Origin of the sequence: Halorubrum kocurii JCM 14978, from assembly GCF_000337355.1 — an archaeon.
In the GTDB taxonomy this organism is placed as follows: Archaea; Halobacteriota; Halobacteria; order Halobacteriales; family Haloferacaceae; genus Halorubrum; species Halorubrum kocurii.
Window position 1 is genome coordinate 50,278 of record NZ_AOJH01000027.1, and the last position, 21,967, is coordinate 72,244.

The 21,967-nt window shown below is 69.1% G+C and carries 21 protein-coding genes; 5 read left to right on the forward strand and 16 right to left on the reverse strand.

The window, feature by feature from the left end:
* The first annotated feature begins 46 nt into the window (after positions 1 to 46).
* The gene (locus C468_RS03140; protein WP_008847427.1) at positions 47 to 1,123 is read left to right on the forward strand and encodes a TrmB family transcriptional regulator; all 1,077 of its coding nucleotides are present in this window, start codon (positions 47 to 49) and stop codon (positions 1,121 to 1,123) included.
* A gap of 126 nt (positions 1,124 to 1,249) precedes the next feature.
* Here C468_RS03140 and C468_RS03145 read toward each other — a convergent pair whose 3' ends face one another.
* From C468_RS03145 to C468_RS03160, 4 genes are read right to left on the reverse strand one after another with little or no spacing between them, the layout of a single operon-like run.
* On the reverse strand, positions 1,250 to 2,377 hold the full coding sequence (locus C468_RS03145; protein ID WP_049911960.1) for an ABC transporter ATP-binding protein: 1,128 nt from the start codon (positions 2,375 to 2,377) through the stop codon (positions 1,250 to 1,252).
* A gap of 3 nt (positions 2,378 to 2,380) precedes the next feature.
* Positions 2,381 to 3,346, reverse strand: coding sequence for a carbohydrate ABC transporter permease (locus C468_RS03150; RefSeq protein WP_008847429.1), 966 nt, complete (start codon positions 3,344 to 3,346; stop codon positions 2,381 to 2,383).
* Complete coding sequence (locus tag C468_RS03155) at positions 3,343 to 4,281, reverse strand: carbohydrate ABC transporter permease (protein WP_206536736.1); 939 nt, start codon at positions 4,279 to 4,281, stop codon at positions 3,343 to 3,345. Before C468_RS03155 ends, C468_RS03150 begins: the two co-directional genes overlap by 4 nt.
* Before the next feature lie 51 nt (positions 4,282 to 4,332).
* Positions 4,333 to 5,787, reverse strand: a complete 1,455-nt coding sequence (locus C468_RS03160) for an extracellular solute-binding protein (protein ID WP_080510602.1) — start codon at positions 5,785 to 5,787, stop codon at positions 4,333 to 4,335.
* A gap of 200 nt (positions 5,788 to 5,987) precedes the next feature.
* Here C468_RS03160 and C468_RS03165 point away from each other — a divergent pair, with 200 nt between their 5' ends.
* Together C468_RS03165 and C468_RS03175 are read left to right on the forward strand one after the other, a co-directional pair.
* A complete protein-coding gene (locus C468_RS03165) occupies positions 5,988 to 6,425 on the forward strand; it encodes a hypothetical protein (protein WP_008847432.1) in 438 nt (145 codons plus the stop codon).
* Between the two features lie 1,062 nt (positions 6,426 to 7,487).
* Positions 7,488 to 7,853 (forward strand): hypothetical protein, encoded by a 366-nt coding sequence (locus tag C468_RS03175; protein WP_008847434.1) that lies wholly within the window; start codon positions 7,488 to 7,490, stop codon positions 7,851 to 7,853.
* A 16-nt stretch (positions 7,854 to 7,869) separates the two neighbouring features.
* On the opposite strand, the gene C468_RS03180 is transcribed toward C468_RS03175, so the two are convergent.
* The 12 genes from C468_RS03180 to C468_RS03230 form a co-directional block, all read right to left on the reverse strand.
* On the reverse strand, positions 7,870 to 9,018 hold the full coding sequence (locus tag C468_RS03180; RefSeq protein WP_008847435.1) for a mechanosensitive ion channel family protein: 1,149 nt from the start codon (positions 9,016 to 9,018) through the stop codon (positions 7,870 to 7,872).
* 59 nt (positions 9,019 to 9,077) lie between these two features.
* Positions 9,078 to 9,788 carry an HAD family hydrolase gene (locus C468_RS03185; RefSeq protein ID WP_049911973.1) on the reverse strand — a complete coding sequence of 237 codons (711 nt, stop codon included), beginning with the start codon at positions 9,786 to 9,788 and terminating at the stop codon, positions 9,078 to 9,080.
* Positions 9,789 to 9,841: 53 nt separating this feature from the next.
* Positions 9,842 to 10,636: a phosphonate ABC transporter, permease protein PhnE gene (gene phnE, locus C468_RS03190; RefSeq protein ID WP_008847437.1), complete on the reverse strand. Its 795-nt coding sequence runs from the start codon at positions 10,634 to 10,636 to the stop codon at positions 9,842 to 9,844.
* A complete protein-coding gene (gene phnE / locus C468_RS03195; protein ID WP_008847438.1) occupies positions 10,636 to 11,472 on the reverse strand; it encodes a phosphonate ABC transporter, permease protein PhnE in 837 nt (278 codons plus the stop codon). Before phnE (C468_RS03195) ends, phnE (C468_RS03190) begins: the two co-directional genes overlap by 1 nt.
* A 3-nt stretch (positions 11,473 to 11,475) precedes the next feature.
* A complete protein-coding gene (phnC, locus tag C468_RS03200; RefSeq protein WP_008847439.1) occupies positions 11,476 to 12,324 on the reverse strand; it encodes a phosphonate ABC transporter ATP-binding protein in 849 nt (282 codons plus the stop codon).
* A 2-nt stretch (positions 12,325 to 12,326) separates the two neighbouring features.
* Positions 12,327 to 13,550, reverse strand: a complete 1,224-nt coding sequence (phnD, locus tag C468_RS03205) for a phosphate/phosphite/phosphonate ABC transporter substrate-binding protein (protein WP_008847440.1) — start codon at positions 13,548 to 13,550, stop codon at positions 12,327 to 12,329.
* A gap of 177 nt (positions 13,551 to 13,727) precedes the next feature.
* Complete coding sequence (gene hisD, locus C468_RS03210; RefSeq protein WP_008847441.1) at positions 13,728 to 15,005, reverse strand: histidinol dehydrogenase; 1,278 nt, start codon at positions 15,003 to 15,005, stop codon at positions 13,728 to 13,730.
* Between the two features lie 851 nt (positions 15,006 to 15,856).
* The gene (locus tag C468_RS03215) at positions 15,857 to 16,066 is read right to left on the reverse strand and encodes a hypothetical protein (RefSeq protein ID WP_008847442.1); all 210 of its coding nucleotides are present in this window, start codon (positions 16,064 to 16,066) and stop codon (positions 15,857 to 15,859) included.
* Positions 16,067 to 16,078: 12 nt separating this feature from the next.
* A complete protein-coding gene (locus C468_RS03220; protein WP_008847443.1) occupies positions 16,079 to 17,044 on the reverse strand; it encodes a phytoene/squalene synthase family protein in 966 nt (321 codons plus the stop codon).
* Between the two features lie 127 nt (positions 17,045 to 17,171).
* Positions 17,172 to 17,261, reverse strand: a complete 90-nt coding sequence (locus C468_RS19310; RefSeq protein WP_394295468.1) for an HVO_2523 family zinc finger protein — start codon at positions 17,259 to 17,261, stop codon at positions 17,172 to 17,174.
* Positions 17,262 to 17,435: 174 nt separating this feature from the next.
* Positions 17,436 to 18,011, reverse strand: a complete 576-nt coding sequence (locus tag C468_RS03225; protein ID WP_008847445.1) for a hypothetical protein — start codon at positions 18,009 to 18,011, stop codon at positions 17,436 to 17,438.
* A gap of 96 nt (positions 18,012 to 18,107) precedes the next feature.
* A complete protein-coding gene (locus C468_RS03230) occupies positions 18,108 to 18,686 on the reverse strand; it encodes a cysteine hydrolase family protein (RefSeq protein WP_008847446.1) in 579 nt (192 codons plus the stop codon).
* Positions 18,687 to 18,919: 233 nt separating this feature from the next.
* Here C468_RS03230 and C468_RS03235 point away from each other — a divergent pair, with 233 nt between their 5' ends.
* Both C468_RS03235 and C468_RS03240 read left to right on the forward strand, forming a co-directional pair.
* Complete coding sequence (locus C468_RS03235) at positions 18,920 to 20,704, forward strand: Hvo_1808 family surface protein (RefSeq protein ID WP_008847447.1); 1,785 nt, start codon at positions 18,920 to 18,922, stop codon at positions 20,702 to 20,704.
* A 76-nt stretch (positions 20,705 to 20,780) separates the two neighbouring features.
* The gene (locus C468_RS03240) at positions 20,781 to 21,950 is read left to right on the forward strand and encodes a nicotinate phosphoribosyltransferase (RefSeq protein WP_008847448.1); all 1,170 of its coding nucleotides are present in this window, start codon (positions 20,781 to 20,783) and stop codon (positions 21,948 to 21,950) included.
* Positions 21,951 to 21,967: the final 17 nt, after the last annotated feature.

Below are 21,967 nucleotides of genomic sequence, written 5' to 3' on the forward strand. Positions count from 1 at the left end.
GCGACCGCGCGGACGGCGGGACCCGCCCCGAGACCGCGTGCGGAGGATGAACGTGGACCGCGCAGAACTCACCGACACGCTGAAAGACGCCGGGCTCTCTCCGTATCAGGCGGACGCCTACGTGACCGTCCTCGAACTCGGCGCCGCGCCCGTCACCCGTGTCGCCGACGCCAGCGGGGTGCCCGACCCTCGGATCTACGACGTGTTGCGCGACTTGGAGAGCGCGGGCTACATCGAGACATACGAGCAGGAGTCGCTGTACGCCCGCGCGAACAGCCTCGACGAGATCACCGACGAGCTCCGCACGCGAGCGAACCGGTTCACGGCGGCGACCGAGGAGATCGAGCGCCGCTGGAACGAGCCGTCCGTCGAGCAGTCCACCGTCAGCATCGTCACCCGCTTCGAGACGGTGATCAAGAACGCCGACGAGTTCATCCGCGACGCCGAGACGCAGGTGAACGTCTCGCTCGGCGCCGAGCACTTCGAGCGGCTCCGCCCCGCCCTGCGAGCCGCGACCGAGAACGGCGTCCGGGTCAACCTCTCCATCCACACGCCGGACGGCGACACCGAGGCCCTCCCCGACCCCGAGGACCTGGTCGACGTTTGCTCGGAGGCGCGCCACCGTCGGCTCCCCTCCCCGTTCGTGGTGATCGTCGACCGGACGCGGACCTGCTTCGCGCCGCACGCGGGCTCGACCAACGAGTACGGTGTCCTCGTCGACGACCGAACCCACACGTACGTGTTCCACTGGTACTTCCTGACGACCCAGTGGGACACGTGGGAGGCGATCTACACGTCCCTCGACGACGAGCCGCCGATCGACTACATCGACATCAGATACTGCGTCCGGGACCTCGCTCCCCTCCTCCGGAACGGCGACACGGTCCGGGTCCGGATCGAGGGGACCGACACCGACACCGGCACGGACCGCGTCGTCGAGGGCGTCCTCTCGGACGTCGTGGTCACCGGCGACGCCGACGTGGGCGCGGAGACGATCGCGAGCTACGGCGGGCAGGTCGGACTCGTCGTCGAGACCGACGACGGCCCCGTGGAGGTCGGCGGCTGGGGGGCGATGGTCGAGGCCGTCGAGGCGCACCGGATCACGGTCGAATCGATCGTCTGAGTTCGGAACCGTGACGCGCGCCGTCGCCTGCCCCGCGGCGACGCTCCCGTCGTCGCGTGACTGAAAGAGGGATCCGCGGTGCGGTCGGTCGCGGCGCCCGGTGGAGCGGCCGGACGGCCGCGTCGCTCACTCCAGCGAGTGCGTGATCGCGTCGCCGCTCGCTCGGTCGAAGAGGTGGATGTTCTCGCGGTCCATCACGATCCGGATGTCGTCTCCCTCCTCGATGTCCGTGTCGGGCACGAGGTTGATGAGCAGCTGTCCCTTGCCGCGCCCCTCTGCGCTCGCCTCCACCTCGCGGTCGAACAGCAGGTAGGCGTTCATCTCCTTGCCCATCGGCTCGAGGACGTCGACGACGGCGTCGAACGCCTTCGTCGGCGAGGCCGCCTTGTGCGAATCCTCCTCGAGGAACACGTCCTCGGGGCGGACGCCGACCGTGATCTCCTGTCCCGGCGAGACGCCGTGGGTCCCGGGGTCGAAGTCGATGTTCGTGTACTCGGATTCGAAGCCGCCGTCGACGACTTCGCCCTCGAGGAAGTTCATCGCTGGCGAGCCGATGAAGCCGGCGACGAATCGGTTCGCCGGCTCGTTGTAACACTCCAGCGGCGGCGCCACCTGCTGGAGCACGCCGCCGTTGATGACGACGATGCGGTCGGACATCGTCATCGCCTGCGCCTGGTCGTGCGTGACGTAGATGATCGTCGTGTCGAGCTCGCGATGGAGCCGCTGGAGCTGCGTGCGCATGTGGACGCGAAGCTCCGCGTCGAGGTTCGCCAGCGGCTCGTCCATCAGGAACACGTCCGGCTCGCGCACGATCGCGCGAGCGATGGCGACGCGCTGCCGCTGTCCGCCAGACATCTCCTTCGGCATCCGGTCCATCATCCCCTCCAACTGGACGATGTCGGCCGCCTGGTCGACGCGCCGGTCGATCTCCTCCTGGTCGTACTTCCGGAGCCGGAGCCCGAAGGAGACGTTCTCGTAGACGTCCATGTGCGGGAACAGCGCGATGTTCTGGAACACCATGGAGATGCCCCGGTCTTTCGGGGGCAGGTCCGTGACGTCCCGCTCGCCGATGCTGATGCTCCCCTCGGTCGGGAGGGTGAGACCGGCGATCGTTTCCATCGTTGTCGACTTCCCGCACCCCGAGGGTCCGACGAAGGTGATGAACTCACCGTCGCGGATCTCGAGGTTCATGTCGTCGACGGCTGTTACGTCCTCGTACTGTTTCGTGATATCTTGCAGTGTTACGGATGCCATGGTTTACTCCTTGACCGCCCCCGCGGTCAGTCCGCTGACGATCTTCTCCTGTGCGACGATGACGAGGATCGCGACCGGCAACACCGCCACGATACTGGCTGCCGCCATGAGGTTAAACAGCACCTCGAACTCGCCTTGGAAGCGTAAGATCCCCTCCAACATCGGGGCCCAGCTCTGTGGCCGCCCGTCCGTCATCAACGAGGAGAAGAAGTACTCGTTGTAGACGGTGATGAACGTCAACACGCCGGCGGTCGCCACGCCCGGTGCCGACAGCGGCACGATGATCCGGAAGAGCGCGCCGAGACGCGTCGTCCCTTCGACGCGGGCGGCATCCTCGAGTCCGTCGGGGATCTGCGAGTAGAACGTCATCAGGATGAATATCGACAGGGGGAGGTACAGCGCCGACAGCGGGATGAAGATCGCGTACGGCGTGTTGTACAGCGACCCGTCCTGCATCAGCGGCCGCAGGATGTCGATGTTCCGATTGAACAGCCGGTTCAGCGGCACGAAGAAGGCCGCGGGCGGGAAGAAGGACGTGACGAGCACGCTGAGCAACAGCACGTTCTTCGCGCGGAACCGGAGCCGGCCGAAGACGTACCCGGCGAGGCTCGCGACGAACAACACGATGACGGTCGCCACGACCGCGATCAGGAAGCTGTTGAAAATGTACCGGTGGAACGGGAGCGTGGTGAAGATCTCGACGAACGCCCCCGGGTTGAACCCGCCGGGCGTGAGGACGCCGACGCTGCTGAGCCTGTTCCGCGGCGTCAGCGCCACCATCAGCAGCCAGTAGAACGGGAACAGCGTAGTGACCAGGAAGAAGATGGTCGCGACGTAGAACGTCGCTCTGTACGCCCGGTCGGGGTTCGATATCATCTTCGCGGCCCACGCCTCCACCATCCCGCGGTCGAGGTCGGGCTCGTCGGTTTTTTCCATCGCCGCCAGGTCGGCTTGGTCTTTCTCGCTCATGTCACACCGGCCTCCGTATCGCGCAGGCTAATCAGGTACAGCAGGACCAGGACGCCGATGACGACGGCCGTCAGGAACGCGACCGCGGACGCGGTCGCCCAGCGTCGGGTGTTCTGCAGCGCGGTGATGACCAGACAGCTCATCGACGGCACCGTCTGACAGCCGGCCGTCGCGTCGATAAGGCCGTAGATGCGCATCGCGTCCATCGTCCGGAACAGCATCGCGACGAGCAGCGCCGGCGCGATGAGCGGGAGCGTGATGTACTTGAACTGCTGCCACGGCGAGGCCCCGGAGACGCGAGCGACGTCGTAGAGCCCGCGGTCGATGCTCTGGAGCCCGGCGAGGATGAGCAGCGCCATGAACGCCGACGTCTTCCAGATGTCGGCCACCAGCACGATGATGAACGAGTCGGTGGCGTTCGTCAGCGGGTTGCTCCCGAACACGCCGATGGACTGCATGAAGTCCGCCGCGAAGCCGACGGTCGGGTTGAACATGAGGTAGAAGATCATCGCCTGGATGACGATGGGGATGGCGTACGGGATGATGATCGCGACGCGGACCCAACGCCGTCCGTAGAAGTCCTGGTCGAGAACGATCGCCTGTCCGAAGCCGATCAGCGTCTCGAACAGCACGCTGAGGATCGCGAACGCGAGCGTCACGAAGAGCGCCTGCTGGAGTATCGGCGTCGCGAACGACGGGTCGAGGAACTGCTGCGGCAGCAGCGCCTCGCCCGTCAGCAGGGCGACGTAGTTGTCGAACCCGATGAACTCGCCGAACGGGGTCGGCGCCGCCGTCTGGTCGGCGAGCAGCGAGAACGAGAACGTCCGCAACAGCGGGTAAAAGGCGATGACTGCCAAGAGCAGAAACGCCGGCGCCAGCAGGACGTAGGCGAACGTCGCCTCGCTCTGGGTTTCGAGCCAGTTCAGCGGTCGCATGAGCAGCCGCGTGTCGGTGTCTTGTTTCGTTGTCACGGGTGCCTCCGGTCGTTACTGTCCTTCGTTCTCGATGCTGGCGAGCTCTTCTTCGAGGTCGGCCATGGCGTCCTCCGGCGACTTCTCGCCGCGGTACGCGTCGCTGACCTCGCCCGAGATGAGCGGTGACTCGTCGGGCCACGCCGTCGTCACCGGCCGCGGCACCGTGTTGTCGGCGGCGACGGCGAACGTGTCGAGGAAGTTCGCCAGGTCGCCGACCTGCTCCTCCGTGGCCTCCTGCGTGACGGAGGCGACCGGCGGCAGGTTGCCAAGCTCCTCGAAGACGGTCAGCATCACGTCCTCGTTGGCGAACGCCTCAAGCACCGCGATCGCGTCGTCGAGGCGCTGGCTGTTCGGGTTGACGGTGAGGTGCCACCCGCCGAGCGCGTGGCTCGTCCCGCCGGTTCCCTCGTAGTTCCCCTCGCCCTCCTCGACGCCGTACGGCATCGGCATCACGTCGTAGTCCTCGCCCGCCGTGAACCCCTCGTCGAGGTTGATGTTGATCGCGTACGGCCAGTTGCGCATGAACGCGGCGTCGCCGCCAGTGAACGGCTCACGCGAAGGCTCCTCGGTGAACTCCACGAGGTCGCTGTTGCTGATCTGCGGGATGTCCGGGTTGGTGTTCTCCTCCTCGGGCCCGTACATGAACGAGCGCATCATCCTGATGGTCTCGTAGAGGGGCTCCTCGTCGACCGTGATCGGCCGGTCGCCGACCGGCCCGAACAGGTTCTCGTGGTCGCCGAAGTACGCGCCGCCCATCGAGGTCATCATCTCGTTGAACGTACAACAGGAGGTGCCCTCGTAGTCGCCTCCCTGGGTGGTGTACCCGTAGTCGAGGTCGGGGTTCTGCTCGAGGACGTCGGCGGCGACCTCGGCGAACTCGGTCCACGTCATCGGCTCCGTGCTCCAGTCGGACGTGTCGTAGCCGGCGTCCTCGACGAGGTCCTTTCGGTAGTGCATCACCGGGTAGTCGGGGAACACCGGCAGCCCGTACAGGTCGCCCGACTCGGGGTGACTGGCGGTGCTGACCGCCGCGGAGAGGTAGTCGTTCTGGACGAAGTCCAGCGTGTCCGAGGACAGCTCCTCGCTGAGGTTGACCAGCTGTTCGCGGACGATGAACGGGATCGTCCACCCGGAGTCCATCATGAAGATGTCCGGACTCGACCGCCCGGCGTCCAGCGCCGACGTGAAGTCCGTCTGCCGCGCGCCCGTCTCGAAGTCGCCGGGGAGGAACTCGACGTCGATGTCCTCGCTGAGCCCGGCCTCGTACAGCGCCTCGACGACCGGCTCCTGCGCGTCGGCCCACTCCCCGTCCATCGACATCTGGATGGGCTGATCGCCGCCGTCGCCGCCGTCGCCGCCGCCGAGACAGCCGGCGACGCCCATCGCGGCGCCCGTCGCGCCCGCCGCACCGAGGAACTTCCGTCTCGAAACTCCGCTTTCACCCGCGTCTGGATCTTGATGAACCATTACGGTCGTGGTTAATCCTCATCATTAATATAGCTAATGGGAACAACCCGTGTTGTAGTAAATATATTATAACCGGCAGTGAATCCGAACACCCGCCCGTTGGCCCTCCACGAGGGGTTTCATGCGATTATTGAGAAAAGCGAGCGTCGGAGCCGTCGAACGACTTATATTTCTGGGGTCGAAATCCACGCGGACTAACGATGAGTGCGTGGCACACGCGGTTCTTCGACTGGTTGGAGGGGATCTTCTTCGGCGGGATGGAGCTCTCCTTCCTCTCGTCGCCGGGGTTCGCCCTCGTGGTGGTCTTTCAGGACCTGTATCCCGACGCGGTGGCGCTGGCGGGGCTGCTCGCCATCGGCACCGGGAGCCTCGCGGTCGCTGAGTTCCGGAACCGCACCGTCGACGTCGGCGCGTGGCCGCGACGGAGCGAGCTGACCTCGCTCCCGCTTCGTGTCGGGTACTTCAGCCTCCTCTTTCTCGTATCATCGATGGGCGTCGCCGCGCTCGTTACCGCCGTCGGCAACTGGTGGCTCACACTGCTCGGCGCGGTCGTCCAGGTGGGTGGGCTCGCGGCGTTCCCGACCGCGTACCACCTCGTTTACGGCGAGCCGCTCGGTGACAGCGCGCTCCGCGCCTGAGCTCGCTCGGTCCGGAGATTTATCCCGCCGCGCCTCCGCGTTCAGAGCGATGACCGGATTCGAGTCGCTCCGTCGGACCGCCGACCGCCTCCGCCGACCGGAGCACACCGGCGAAAACCGCTGTCTCCCGTGTACCGCTCTCAACGCCGCTATCGTCGGCGTCGCCGCGTTTGCGCTCTCTCGCCGAAACCGTCCGCTCGGCGTCCTCGCGCTCGCCGCCGGCGCCGCGCTCATCTCGCTCCGCGGCTACGTCGTCCCGGGGACGCCGCGGTTCGCGCCCGCGCTCGTCGACCCGCTTCCCGTGGCGTTCGGTCACGGACCGGCCGCGGGCGTCGAGTCGGGGTCGACCGCGGACGTCGAGTCGGACTCCCTCGCAGACGACCGCGACCCCGAAGCCATGATGGCGGCGCTCGTCGACGCGGACGTCATCGCGCCCGACGGCGACCAGCTGTACCTCGACGACGCGTTCCGGGCGGCCTGGGAGGACCGGATGGCCGAGCTCCGGGCGCTCTCGGGCCGGGAGCTCGCCGCTCGCACGGCGGCGGCCTCACACGACTCGGTCGAGGGCGAGTTCCACGGCGAGCGGGTGCTGTTGGCCGGGGACCGAGACGCGTGGCTGAGCCGGGCGGTCGCGATCGCCNGCGAGTTCCACGGCGAGCGGGTGCTGTTGGCCGGGGACCGAGACGCGTGGCTGAGCCGGGCGGTCGCGATCGCCGAGACCGCCGCCATCGAGACGCTGGCGGACCGAGACCTCTCACACGAGCTGCGGGTGCAGGCGGCCGAGCCGCTTCGCACCTTCGTCCGCACCTGCCCGGTCTGCGGCGGCGACGTCACCGACACGACCCTGCGGAACTGCTGCGGGGGCCCCGGCGGCGTCAGCGGCAACCCCGAGCGCCCCGTCCGGGCCTGCGCCGACTGCGACGCCGTCGTCTTCGCCGACCTCTCCTGAGGGGACACGCCGCCGTTCGCTTCCGCGCCTCCCCCGCCGGGATCGCCGCTCGCGCCCGTGACGTCTCGCGGGATCGCCGACAGCTACAATCGCTTCCGGTCCGAACAGATCGTATGGGTGTCGGTAGCACGGTCGAGCTCGCCTTCCGGTTCGGGGTCGCGGCAGTCGCGATCGTCGGCCCGACCGTCCTCTACCTCGGGCTCTGGCGGTTCCTCGCCTGGCTGCGAGACGACGCGCTCGTCGACCGCCTCGCGGCCCGCGGCGCGGTCGAGGCGCCCCGTCCGGCGCCGGCCGACGTCCTCGCGTCGGCGACCGCCGGCCTCGACGGCCGCCGCTGTCCGGCCTGCGGGACCCGCCTCATCGCCGGCGAGACGCGCTGTCGAAGCTGCCACCGCGATCCCGACGACGGGACGGGTCGGGCCGACGGCGGGACCGCGCCGACCGACGCCGAGAACCCGTCCGTCGGGCGCCGACGGTGAGGGTGACCCTCCCCGTTCACGCCGTCCGGTCGGCAACGGGTCCGTCCGCGGTCTCCGCGTCGCCGGCGGGTCGGGGCGACGACCGTTCCGTCGTCGGTCCGAACTCCGCGTCGCCGGTCGCAGTGACCGTCAGGTCGCGTTTCGGGTACGGGATCTCGATGTCCGCGTCTGACAGCGCCTTGTACAGCGCGCGGTTGAGCTTGTGCTGCGCGCGCCGGCGACGCGTCGGTCCGTTGACCCAGCAGAGCAGCTCGTACTGGAGCGCCGAGTCCCCGAACGACCGGAGCCGGGCCCGCGGCTTCGGCGAGTCGAGGACCAGCGGCTCCGAGAGCAGGACCTCGATCGCGAGCGCCTCGAACGCGTCGATGTCGGTCCCGTAGGCGACGCCGATCGGCACCCGGACGCGGCGGCGGCGCTGCGGCGCGGACTCGTTCGTCACCTTCGCGGCGTTGAGCGCCGCGTTGGGGACCGTCACGAGCACCTCGTCGCGGGTGAGCAGCGTCGTCGAGCGCACGCCCACCTTGATCACGGTCCCCGCGGTGCCGTCGTCGAGGACGATGAAGTCGCCGATCTTGTAGGTGTCGTCGAAGTACAGCGCGATGCCGCCGAAGAAGTTCGCGACCGTGTCCTTCGCGGCGAACCCGACCGCGATGCCGGCGACCCCCGCGGCGCCCAGAAGGGGGGTGATCTCGATGCCCCACAGCCACAGCAGGGTCCCGACGCTACCGACGAGCACCGCGAGCGTCCAGACGTTCGAGAAGACGGGCGCGAAGTCGAACCGGCCGCCCTCCTCGTTGACGGCCGCGACGAGCCGGTTCACGACGCTGTTCGCGGCGTACGCCCACACGAGGACGATCACGGACAGCGACGGCCGGCCGAAGATGTCGTCGAGCAGCTGCGGGTCCACGAGGACGGCCGACCGGATCGCCGGGACCTGCGTGAGCACGAACACGCCGGCGAGCGCGGCGGTGACGACGAGCGGGGCGCGCAGCGAGGAGATGACGATGTCGTCGTACGCGGAGTCGGTGGTCGAGACGACCCGGCGGGCCACCCGCAGGACGACGAACTCCATCCCCACGGCGGCGACGATCGAGACCGCGAGGACGGCGACGGTCGCCTCGACCGCCGAGAACCCCTCGAACAACGCGGACAGCGCCGGTATCATGCCTTCGAGACGCCGCTGTGTGAGATAACCGTTTCTGCGGGGACGCGTTGCTCACCGGGTCACGGTGTCGTCTCGACGAGGCCGACGAGGTCGTGGAGGGTGTCGATCTCGATGGTCGGGTCGACGTCGAGATCGAGAGCGGCGTTGTGCTCACGCCTGAGGAACACGCCGTCGAGTCCGGCCCGTTCGGCGGCGATCACGTCGGTGGCGCGGTCGCCGACGTAGAGCCCGGTGGTCGCGTCGAGCGCGTCGAGCGCCTCGTTCAGGTAGTGCGGGTCCGGCTTGCGGCGGCGGAACCCGTCCGGGCCGAGGTCGCGGCCGCGGACGAACGAGAACGCGTCGAGCCGGAAGTGGTCGACGACGAACTCAACGGTCGGGTGGTAATTGTTGCTCACGAGCCCGACGGGGACGCGTTCCGCGAGCTCGCCGATCGCGTCGACGTCCGGACAGAGCCGTCTCGTCCCGGCCGCGAGCCGGGCGACGGAGCGCTTCGCGCTGCGCTCCTCGCGGGCCCGGAACAGGGTCCTGGGATCGACGCCGAGCTCCTCACAGGCGCCTCGGAAGTCGTCGTCGTACTCGTACGTCTCCAGCGGGCGCCGGAGGTCGCCGGTCACCCGCAGGTCCCGTTCCTCGAGCACGTCGTCGAGCGCGCGACTGTGAACGGCGTCGTCGGTCCCCCAGCCGTCGAGGACCACGCCGTCCATGTCGAAGAGGACGACTCCATCGGTCGCTCGGTCGGTCCGGTCGTCTGTATCGTGAATCGCTGTCATGTGTGGTTCCGTTTTGTCGTCGGTTCGCGGGTCGATCCGCCTCGCGGTCGGCATCAGCGCACTTTCCGTCGGGCGTACGCCGACACTCCTTCGCTCACCAGCACGACGCCGAGGATGGCGATCAGCAGCGCCGACACCGTCCGCCACGCGAACGAGTCGATCGCCTCGAACAGCTGGACGCCGATCCCGCCGGCGCCGACGAACCCGAGGATCGTTGCCGCGCGGACGTTGATGTCCCAGCGGTACACGCTGAGCCCGACCAAGGCGGGCTTGATCTGAGGGACGATCCCGTAGACGAGCAGCTGGGCGGGGCTCGCACCGGTCGCCCGGACCCCCTCCACCTGCCCGAAGTCGATCTCCTCGATCTCCTCGCCGAGGAGCTTCGCGAGGAACCCGATCGACCGGACCGCGGTCGCGACGGTGCCCGCGAGCGCGCCCGGCCCGAACATCACGACGAACAGCAGCGCCCAGACGATGGTGTGGACCGACCGCGAGACGGTGACGATGAACTTCCCGAGCGCGTACGTCGCGCGGTTCGGCGTCGTGTTCTCGGCGGTGATGTACGCGACCGGGGCCGCCATCGCCACCGCCGCGATCGTCCCGACGACGGCGATCTGTATCGTCTCGGCGAGCGGGCCGACCGCGTTCGGCAGGTACCCCCAGTCCGGCGGGACCATCCGCCCGAAGAGGTCGCCGACCTGCGCCGGCGCGGTGGTCACGTACTGGAGGCTCATGTCGAGCCACTCCCACGAGCCGACCACGACGGCGACGGCGACGAGGACACCGCCGATCCGGAAGAGCCGCTCTCGCGCGTCGAACCGGCTCCACTCGCGCGTGGCGCCCGCCATCACTGGACCCTCCGTCTGACGACGGCGCTCACGAACTCGGCGACCAAGACCACGGCGATGATCGCGACGAGGATCGCCGCCACGTAGTCGTACTCGTACCGTTGGTAGGCTCGCTGGAGGAGGACGCCGATCCCACCGGCGCCGACGATCCCGACGATCGTCGACGACCGGATGTTGATGTCCCAGCGGTACACGGCGAGTCCGGCGAAGCGCGGAACGACCTGCGGGACGACCCCGTAGACGAGGCTCTGGAACCGAGAGGCGCCGGTCGCCCGGACTGCCTCGACACCTCCCATGTCGATGTCCTCCAAGTCCTCGGCGAACAGCTTCGAAAAGAAGCCAATCGTTTTGAAACTGATCGCGACGATCCCCGCGAGCGGGCCGAACCCGAGCGCGATGACGGCGATGATCGCGACGATCAGTCCGTCGATGGCGCGCGTGGCGCTGATGGTACCGCGACTGAGGTAGTAGGTCGGCTTCGGCGAGATGTTCTCGGCCGCCCCGAACGCCACCGGGAGGCTGATCGCGATCCCGGCGACGGTCGCGACCATCGCCATCGCGATCGTCTCGATCATGCGGTCAAACAGCCTGAGCGTGTATTCGCTGCCGGTCTCGGGTGGCAGCATCGAGTCGATCAGCTCGTAGCCGTACCCGATTCCGGAGAGGAAGCGGCCGGGCGTGATCCGGAGGCTCGCGACCGACCACGCGATCAGCGCGAGGACGGCCCCGTACACCGCCCACTTCGTGTACCGGTTCCGGAACGCTGTCGGGCGCCGCCACGTCCGCCGGTCGGCCGCGCCCGTCGACCCCGTCGGCGAGGATGACTCGGTCGCCACGGGTCAGTCCTCCGCGGGCAGGCGGTCGGAACCGGCGTCCTGCCCGTTCCGCGCGCTCGACTCGTCGTCCGGACCCGACAGCCAGTCCGGGTCCGTCGCGGTCGACTCCGGCGGCTCCTCGCCGCGGTAGATGACGCCCTTCGACTCGTCGGTGAGGTTGCTCGCCGACCCGTCGAAGACGAGCTCGCCGGCGTGGAGCCCGAGGATTCGGTCCGCGTACGCCTCCGCGAGGTCGACTTCGTGGATGTTGATCAGCACGGGCACGTCTCGGTCGTCGGCGATGTCAGTGAGCAGCTCCATCACGTCGCGGGAGGTCTCGGGGTCGAGGCTGGAGGTCGGTTCGTCGGCCAACAGGATCTTCGGCTCCTGAACGACCGCCCTTGCGATGCCGACCCGCTGGCGCTGCCCGCCCGAGAGTTCGTCGACCCGTTTGTCCTCCATGCCGTTGAGGCCGACGAGCTCCAGTAGCTCGTAGGCACGCTCGACGTCCTCCGGCGGAAAGTTCCGCCGGAGCGCGGCCCAGTTCGAGACGTAGCCGAGCCGCCCCGAGAGCACGTTCTCCATCACGGTGAGCCGCTCGACGAGGTTGTACTCCTGGAACACCATCCCGATGTTCCGCCGTGCGTCCCGCAGCTCGTCGTCGTCCAGCGCGGTCAGCTCCGTGTCGTCGAGGCGAATGCTCCCTGTCGTTGGCTCGACTAGCCGGTTGATACACCGGACAAACGTGCTTTTGCCGGCCCCGCTCGGACCGATCATCGCGACGACCTCGCGGCCGTCAATCCGCACAGACACGTCGCGAAGCGCCTCGTCGCCGGTCGGGTACGTTTTTCCGAGGTTCTCCGTTTCGAGCATTGTTACAGGTTCCCGCTCTCGTACTCGACGCCGTTGTACCGCTGGATGATCAGGATGTCGTTGAAGACGTTCTTGTAGTCGATTTCGACGTACTCGGCCTCACCGGTGTTTTCGGCGTACTCGGTGTCCGTCCAGTCGGTCCCGATGGTCGCCTCCTTGATCCCTTCGACGATGTCCGGGTGGAGGTCGTATCGGTGAACCATCGGACCCGGCGGGAACGGGTTGCTCGCCCAGACCAGCTTGAAGTCGTCGTATTCGATGTCCTCTGTCGACTGGACGAGGTCGTCGACGCAGGTGCTACAGATCGGTCCGGCGTCGTAGTCGCCGGCCGCGATGCCGCGGGCGGTCTGGTCGTGGCCGCCCGAGAACTCCCTCTCGTAGTCCTCTCCGGCCGTCACGTCGAAGGACTGGTCGAAAAGCGCCGACGGCGCCTGGTTACCGGAGTTCGACGCCGGCTCGGAGTGCGTGACTGTGACATCGTCACGCGCGAAGTCGTTGACGGACTGGATGTCGTGCTCGTCGTCGCGGGTGATCGCCAGCAGCCGGTAGCCGAACTGTCCGGAGGGACTTATCGGGACCGCGAACGGAACGACGCCGCCGAGGTTGACCCCGAAGGCGGACGTTCCGGTCGAGATATCGCCAAGATGTCCGCGCCCCGCCCGGAACGACTCGACCGTCGCCGCGTTGGAGTCGACGGGCTGCCACTCGACCGTCCGGCCCGTCGTCTCCTCAAGCCGGTCCAGCAGCGGCTGGATGGTATCCTGGTACTGCGTCTGGCCGGACTCGCCGGGCTTGTCCACGAAAATGAGCGGGTCGGGGTCGACCCACTCGCTCTCGTCGTCGGGCAGCTCCCGTGGCGGGCTGCCGTGAGCTATCTCCTCGACGTCCTGGTTCCGCATGTTCTCCAGGTCCGTCTGGCTCCCCTGGAAGTAGTCGTTCTCCGAGACCGCCGTCATCAGGTAGTTGTTCTCCTCCCAGTTGGGCTCGGCGGGATCGAACTCCGAGGCGTCCGTGAGCATCGGGTCGCTCGATCCGCTGTCGCCGCCGTCGCCGCCGTCGCCGCCGTCATCGCCGTCGCCGCCCGAATCGAGGCCCGCCCCGGCCTCGCCGCCCCCGTCGCTCCCGCCGGTACAGCCCGCCAACCCGGCGATTCCGACCGCGCCGCCGGCCAGGATGAACTTCCGTCTGGAACTCGTCTCCCTCCGTCCGCCGGTGTCTTTCACCATTCCAGTTGTACGTGCCTATTTTCGGTGTAAGAAGCCTGCTATGACTCGTATATGGCCGTCTCAACGTCTCCACACTGGTACGGTGAGGGAGGGACCGCTCCGCCGCGTTCCGGATCGATATATACCGCTCCGAACCGGTCCGTACCGCTCGCGGGAAGCGAGCCGCACCGAAGTGCCCTATTTAAATCGCTTCCGGACGCTCTCGGCGTGCGCCTCCAGCCCCTCGGCCTCTGCGAGTGTCGTGATCGTGTCGGAGAGGCCGTCGAGCGCGTCGCGGTCGAGCCGCTGGACCGTCGACGACCGGAGGAATGTGTCGACGGAGAGCCCGCCGTAGCGCTTCGCGCCGCCGTTCGTCGGTAACACGTGGTTCGTCCCCGTCGCGTAGTCGCCGGCGGCGACCGGCGAGTACGGCCCGAGGAACACCGAGCCGGCGTTGGAGATCCGGTTGAGGAGGGCCTCGTCGTCGGCGGCGACGATCGAGAGGTGTTCGGCCGCGTATTCCTCGGCGAACAGCACCGCCTCGGGCATCGACCTGGCGCGGAGGACCCCGGAGGCCTCGTTGTCGAGCGCGGCCCGGATCGTCTCCTCGCGCTCGCGGTTCGCGGCCTGCTCGTCGACCGCATCCGCGACCGCCGCGGCGAGGTCGGCGTCGGCGGTGACGGCGACCACGGAGGCGTTCGGGTCGTGTTCGGCCTGCGCGACGAGGTCCGCGGCGACCAAGTCTGGGTCCGCGGTCTCGTCGGCGAGCACGAGCACCTCGCTCGGCCCCGCGAGGAAGTCGATCTCCGCGTCGCCCTGCACGACCGCCTTCGCGGCGGTGACCCACTTGTTACCTGGCCCCACGATCTTCTGCGCGTTCGTCACGGTCTCCGTGCCGTACGCGAGCGCGGCGATCGCCTGCGCGCCGCCGACCTGGTACACCGCGTCGGCGCCGGCCTCGTGGATCGCGGCGAGCGTGACCGGATTCAGGTCCTCGGCCGGCGGCGTCGCGACCGCGACGTGGCCGACGCCCGCCACGGTCGCCGGGATCACGCCCATCAGCGCGCTGGAGGGGTACGCCGCCGCGCCGCCGGGCACGTACACCCCCGCTCGGTCGATGGGGCGGAACCGCCGGCCCAGCTCGCGGTCGCCGAACTCGTCGCGCCAGTCCTCAGGGCGCTGTCGCTCGTGGAACTCGCGGACGTTCGCGGCCGCCTCGCGGATCGCATCGAGGACCGGGTCGCCCGCGTCGTCGAGCTCGGCGTGCGCGCGCTCCGCGTCGTCGGTGATGTCGATGTTGCCGACGGCCACGCCGTCGAACTCCTCGGAGAACTCCCGCAGCGCCACGTCCCCCTCCTCGCGCACCCGGTCGACGATCTCGCTCACGTCGTCGCGGACCGCGTCGACGCCCGCGTCGCGCTCGAAGAAGGAGCGGCGCTCGGCCGGCGAGAGGTCGGCGACGGTTCGTACGTCCATACCCGCCATCGGAGCCGCGGTCAAAAGGGCGTTCCGACTCTCACTCCGGCGGTCGGCTCCGATCGCCTCAGAGACGGTATTTAAATACGTTCGAGCGAGCGCGACGATCGCTTATAAAAAAACGACGCGGTGGCGCGCCCCGGTGAGCGGCCGCTCGGCCGCTCACCGACGGTGCGAGGGACGCGGCGAACGCGAGCGGCGAAGCCGCGAGCCGTGAGCCGCGAGGCTGGGGAGGTGTGAGGCTGCGGTGCCGTGCGGGGTGGGACTCGAAGGGGCAGTCGCGAGGGCGAAGCACGCTGCAGCAAGCACCGCAGCGAGGGAGCGCTAGCGATCGAGTGAGGAGCGCAGCAAAGCGCGCGAGCCGTCGCGACTGGGGCTTTGGAGCCGTTCACCGTCGGGTCACTGTTCGCGTAGTACCGAGCGACTGGGGCTTTGGAGCCGTTCACCGTCGGGTCACCGTTCGCGTAGTACCGAGCGACCGGGGCTTTGGAGCCGTTCTCCGTCGGGTCACTGTTCGCGTAGTACCGAGCGACTGGGGCTTTGGAGCCGTTCTCCGCAGGGCCAGCATTGACCTCCTCCCGCGCCTGAAGACGCGGGAATCCCACCACGGGATTTCAGGCCGAGAGCGGCCCTGCGGTTTCAAGACGCATTCGTTCCACGCGTCCCTTGCTGGGTTTCAGCATCGGCGTGGGTGTCTTGTGGGGCGGTCAAACGCCCCCCATCCTCAGCCGAGTCACGGATAAACAGCCGACAGTAACACCACTCGATCAGTTATAAACAGCCGATCAGTCGTCCCGGCATGCCGGCTCCCGTGATCGACCGCCGCTGATCCCGCAGTGGTTGCGACCACCTCACTCCAGCGATCGGATCCCGGTCACGTCCAGCGTCGCGAGCGCGACCAGCCCGACCAACAGTGCGGCGGCGACGAAGAGGATCGGCGCCGACAGCGCCACGGCGACCTCGTAGGGCGCGATCAGCCGGGTCGTCCCGCGGACGACGAACGAGAGGAAGACGAGCCCGAACGCGGCGAGCGCGAGGCCGACGAACCGGGACCTGTTCACGGCGCCTCCGGGTCAGTCCGACTGGGCGACGCCCGGCCCGTGCGGTCCGCGCTCGCGGTGTTCGTGCGCGGAGTCGAAGCCGCCGCACATCTCGTAGAACACCGTCTCGGGGTCCCTGTTCCACTGCCACTTCCAGCGGGTCCGGACGAGCAGCGAGATCTTGCGGACGAACGACAGCTCCGGCGTCGTCGACACCGTGTCGTACCCCAGATCCCGGATCAGCCGGTGGTGGTCCGCGTACAGCACCGCCGCGAGCAACACCGCGAGCTGGCAGTCCTCGGGGAGGTACTTGATCCCCGCGACGCCCTCCTCGTAGAGGCGCTCGGTCCGGGCGAGCTCCTCGCGGACCGCTGCCGCCACGTCGTCGTCGAACTCCAGCTCCAGGATCTGCTCCTCGCTCACGCCGTGTCGCCGGAGCGTCTCCAGCGGGAGGTACACCCGGCCGCGCTCGACCACGTCCTCGCGCACGTCCCGGATGAAGTTCGTCATCTGGAACGCCTCGCCGAGCTTCGTCGCGTGGGGGAGCGCCTTCGCCTCGGCCTCCCCGTCGAGCTCCATGATCGCGGTCATCATCCGGCCGACGGCGGCTGCGGAGCCGTCCATGTACGTCTCCAGCTCCTCGTAGGTCTCGTAGCGGTCCGTGTCGATGTCGGACGCCATCGCGTCGACGAACGCGTGCACGTCCTCGTCCGGGATGCCGTGTTCCTCGCGCACCGCGGCGAACGCCTCCAACACCGGGTCGTCGGTCTCCTCCTCGCCCAGCGCGGCCCGGCGGAGCCGGTCGAGCTCCGCCCGCTGTTCGTCGGGGGGCGCGGTGTCCTCGGCGTCGACGACCTCGTCCGCGATTCGGAAGAAGCCGTACAGCACGTAGGTCGGGTGCCGGATCCGCTCCGGAAGCAGCCGGGTCGCGACGTGGAACGTCTTCCCGGTCCGGCGCTGGATCCGCTTCCCCTGGGCAACCTGCGTCTGCTCTACCATGCTGACCTCTGGTAGTCGGCAGGGAGGATCGAGAGCGGGTCGCCGATCATAACATACAGATCGCACCACAAGAACATAACAGTTCGCACAGCGTGGTTCGGTGTTCGGGGATCGAGGCGCCGAGGCGTCAGTAGAAGGTGTCCGAGCAGTCGTAGACGACTCCGTGCGCCGGGCAGACGTACTTGCAGTGGCGGTGGTACATGGGCGTCTCACACAGGGGACAGGGCCGCCCGCCGGGGTCGCTCGTCGGCTCCCCCTCGACCCCGTCTCCGCCCTCCTCGGCGTCGCTCATACCGGCTCGAACGGACCCGACCGTCATAACCGCTGTCCTCTGTGCCACTGCGGGCGACACGGTGCTGTCCCGCCCGTCGATCAGGCGTCGGCCCGTCGATCAGGCGTCGGCCAGCGAGTCGTACACCGACTCCGCGACCGGTGCCTCGCCGAACGGGAGCGTCAACACGCCGCCCCACTCCTCGTCGGTCAGCGCCGACACCGTCGCTTCGTCCAGTTCGACTCGCCTGACCTCGCTCCCGTCGAGCGTCATCGACACCGCGAACCCCTCCGGGTCGTCCGCCGCGCCGGCGTCCGCCAGCCCCGTCTGTAACGCGTCGATCCCGGCGTCGCCGAGCGACACGTACACGAGGTGCTCGCCCTCCTCGGCGATCACGCCCTGCACGCGGTCGAGATCGCCGGCGCCGAAGAGCCTGCGGTCGTCGTCACCGTCGCGGAGCAGCCGCGCCTCGAACGGGGCGTCCGGGTCGACCGGGACGGACCCGGTCTGATCGTCTTCGTCATCGCCGGCCGCGTCTCCGCCGAGCGCGTCCCCGCCGAGCGCGCCCTCGTCGGGATCGGCTCCGCCGTCGACGGCGTCGTCGTCGGTCACCGAGGCGGCGCCGACGAACCCGACGCCCCCGACCGCGAGCGCGGCCCCGACCCCGCCGAGCATGCCGCGTCGAGAGAGTTCCATACGCGACGGTCTCCGTCGGTGGTAAAAAGGGTTACACGCCGATTCACGCGGTTGATAACGGCACCGGGCGAGGTCGACTCGCCTCCCGGTCCCCCCTCACGCGCCTCCGAACGCGATCGACTCGCGAGTCGCCGTCTCGCCGAACAGCCAGTCGGCGTGCTCGACCGCGTACTCGCGGTGCTCCTCGGTGATGTACCCGAGCGCGTCCTCGACGACGACAGGGCGGTAGTCGCGGAGGCCGGCGCTGCCGGCGGTGTGGAGCACGCAGACGTTCGCGAGCGTCCCGCAGATCAGGAGGTCGCGGACCCCGTGCGCGTCGAGGTGGCCCTCCAGGTCGGTCTGATAGAAGGCGTCGTACGTGTGCTTCTCGACGACGTGGTCCTCGTCGCGCACGTCGAGCTCGCCGACGAGCTCGGCGTCCCACGACCCCTCGACGACGTGTTCGCCCCACCGGTCGAACTCGTCGTAGTAGTGCGCTCCGTCGAACTGCTCCGGCGGGTGGACGTCCCGGGTGTACACGACGCTCGCGCCGGCGTCCCGGGCGCGGTCGACCAGCGCCGTCACGGGCTCGACGGCCGCCTCGCTCGGCTCGGCGTAGAGGCTCCCGTCGGGGTGACAGAACCCGTTCTGCATGTCGACGACGATCACCGCGGTCTCGGTCGGGTCGTACGGCATGCGCGAGCGTTGGACGCGCGGGCTCAAAAACCACCGGCGGTTCTCGCGGCCGCGCCGGCCGCCGTCGTCGCGCCGTCCGCACAGACCACCGTCGTTCCGCCGTCCGCACAGACCACCGTCGTTCCGCCGTCCGCACAGACCACCGTCGTTCCGCCGTCCGCACAGACCACCGTCGTCGTGCCGTCCGAGCACCCACCGACAAACTACTTATCGGGTCGGCCGTAATCGAACCTATGCGACGGGTTCTCACCCTCTCGTTCGTCGCGGCCGCGATCGCTCTCCTGTCGATCGGCGTCGGCGGAGCCGTCGCCGTCGGGCCGATGGCCGCGATCCCGGGAGACGCACCGGCCAGCGCCACCGCCGCCGAGTGCGACGCCGGCGCCGGGACCGACATCGTCGGCTGCTGGAACGGGACCCACTACGAGGACGAGCTCCCGTTCAACCAGACGGACGGGCTGACCGAGTCGGAGCTGGAAGCGCTGACCCACCTGACGATGGCCCGGGTCGAGCACGTCCGGGAGCGTCCCTTCCGCGAGGACGTGCCGGTCGAGACCGTCACGCGCTCAGAGTTCACGAACGGGTCCGCGGGCGGGGGCGCGGGCGGCTCGGACGCGGAGTACCAGCGCTGGAACGATCAGGTGTGGAAGGCGCTGTTCGTCGTCGGCGAGGACGAGAACGCGTCCGACGCGATCGACGGCGTCTTCGGCGGCGCAGTCACCGGGTTCTACTCGCCGAACGAGGGACAGATCGTCCTCGTCGTCCCGGAGGGTGAGGACCCGCAGATCGACCCGTCGACGCTGGCACACGAGCTGACGCACGCGATGCAAGACCAGTATCACGACCTCACGAGCCCCCGGTACGTCGGCGCCACGCAGGACGCCGACCTGGCGGTCGACGGGATCATCGAAGGAGAGGCGGTCCACGTCGAGGAGCGGTACGACGCGCGCTGCGCAGCCAACTGGAGCTGCCTCGGCCCGCCCGACTCCGGCGGCGGCGGGTCGGCCCCGGACTACAACTTCGGGATCCTCCAGACCGTGCTTCAGCCCTACTCCGACGGCGCGCTCTACGCCGAGGAGCTCGTCGACGAAGGGGGGTGGAGCGCCGTCAACGAGACGATGAACGACCCGCCGACCGCGACCTCGGAGGTGATCCACCGCGACCCCGACTACGAGACGAGTGAGGTCGCCTTCGAGGACACGGCGACCGACGGCTGGGAGACGTACCCGGACCAGGGCGTCGACGGCGCCGACACCGCCGGCGAGGCGTCGATGTTCGTGATGTTCTGGTACCAGAGCTACGAGTACCGCCACGCCGTGTTGGACCCGGACGCGACGGTCCGGGAGAACGTCCAAATCCACACGCAGCCGGACGAGGAGCTCCGGACTCGTCCGAACTACAACTACGCCCACGAGTCGACCGACGGCTGGGCGGGCGACGAGCTGTACCCGTACCGGAACGACGGGAACGACACCGCGGACGGGAACGACACGGCCGGAGACGGCGACGACGCGACCGAGGTCGAGGACGGTTACGTCTGGGTGACCGAGTGGCAGACGACCGCGGACGCGACCGAGTTCCGCGAGACGTACCTGCGGATGCTGACCGCCCACGGCGGCGACGACTACGCCGCCGGCGAGGTGTACGAGGTCGAAGACGGCGACTTCCGCGGAGCCTACGGCGTCGAGCGGGACGGGACCACGGTGACGATCGCGCACGGACCGGAGCCCGTCGACGTGCTCGAACTCCGGCCCGACGCCGACCTCGACCTCCCCTCGGCCGACGCCGGCGACGACGCGAACGGGACTGACGGCGACGACGGGACCGACGGGAACGGCTCCGACGACGCGGACGGGTCCGGCGACGGGAACGACTCCGACGGGGAGAGCGGAACAGACTCCGACGGCTCCGCCGGCCCCGACGCCGCCACCGACGACGGGGTGCCCGGGTTCGGTCCGCTCGCCGCGGTCGTCGGCCTGCTCGCGGCGATGACGCTTTTGGCGGGCCGCGTCCGGCGCTGACCGGTCGGAACCGGCCGGCGCCCCGCGCCCGCTCGACCCGGGTGGCTTTTCCTCCCCCGCGGCCGAACCGACGGGTATGACAGAGTTCGACATCGTCGACGCGGCCGCGATCCGCGACGGCCGGGCGACCGACGCGTACTTCGAGCGGACCGAAGCGGCCTTGGAGCACGCGGGGCGGAACCCCCGCGTCGTCGCCGAGGTCACCGCCGACCAGTTCCCCGACGGCGACTTCGAGCTGTTCGCCGGGCTGAAGGACGCGGTCGCGCTCTTGGAGGACCGCGACGTCGACGTCGACGCGATCCCGGAGGGGCGCCTGTTCGACGGCGGCCCGGTGATGCGGATCGAGGGGCCGTACCTCGCGTTCGCGCGGCTGGAGACCTCGCTTCTGGGCTTCCTCTCGCACGCCTCCGGGATCGCGACCGCGGGGCTCGACTGCCGGGTCGCGGCGCCGGACTCGCAGCTGCTCTCCTTCGGCGCGCGCCACGTCCACCCGTCGATGACCGCGGCGGTCGAGCGCTCGGCGCTCGTGGCCGGGCTCGACGGGTTCTCGCACGTCGCCGCCGGCGACCTGATCGGCCGAGAGGCGTCCGGGACGATGCCGCACGCGCTCGCCATCTGCTTCGGTCGCGGCGAGCAGGAGGCGGCGTGGCGCGCCTTCGACGAGGCCGTCGACGAGTCGGTCCCGCGGATCGCCCTGTGTGACACCTACTCCGACGAGGTCGACGAGGTGTTGCGCGCGGCGGCGGCGCTCGGCGACCGGCTCGACGGCGTGCGGCTCGACACCACCGGCTCGCGGCGCGGCGACTTCAGACACATCGTCCGAGAGGTGCAGTGGGAGTTAGACGTCCGCGGCCGCGACGACGTCGACGTGTACGTCTCCGGCGGGCTCGGTCCCGCCGACCTGCGCGAGCTGCGCGACGCGGTCGACGGCTTCGGCGTCGGCGGCTACGTCTCGAACGCCGACCCGGTCGACTTCGCGCTCGACTTGGTGGCCGTCGAGGGGGCGCCGGCCGCCAAACGCGGCAAGCTCTCCGGCGCGAAGGACGTGTACCGCACCGCGGACGGGGCGCACGCGGTCGGGCTATCGGACCGCTCGGGCCCCGACGGGGCCGAGTCGCTCATGGAGCCGGTGATCCGCGACGGCGAGGTCGTCGCCGGCGACGCGTTCGACCTCGACGCGGCAGCGGAGCGCGCGCTCGCGGACGCCGAGGCGGTGGGTTACGGCGCGGACCGGGACGGGCGGTAGCGCTGGACGGATCGGAG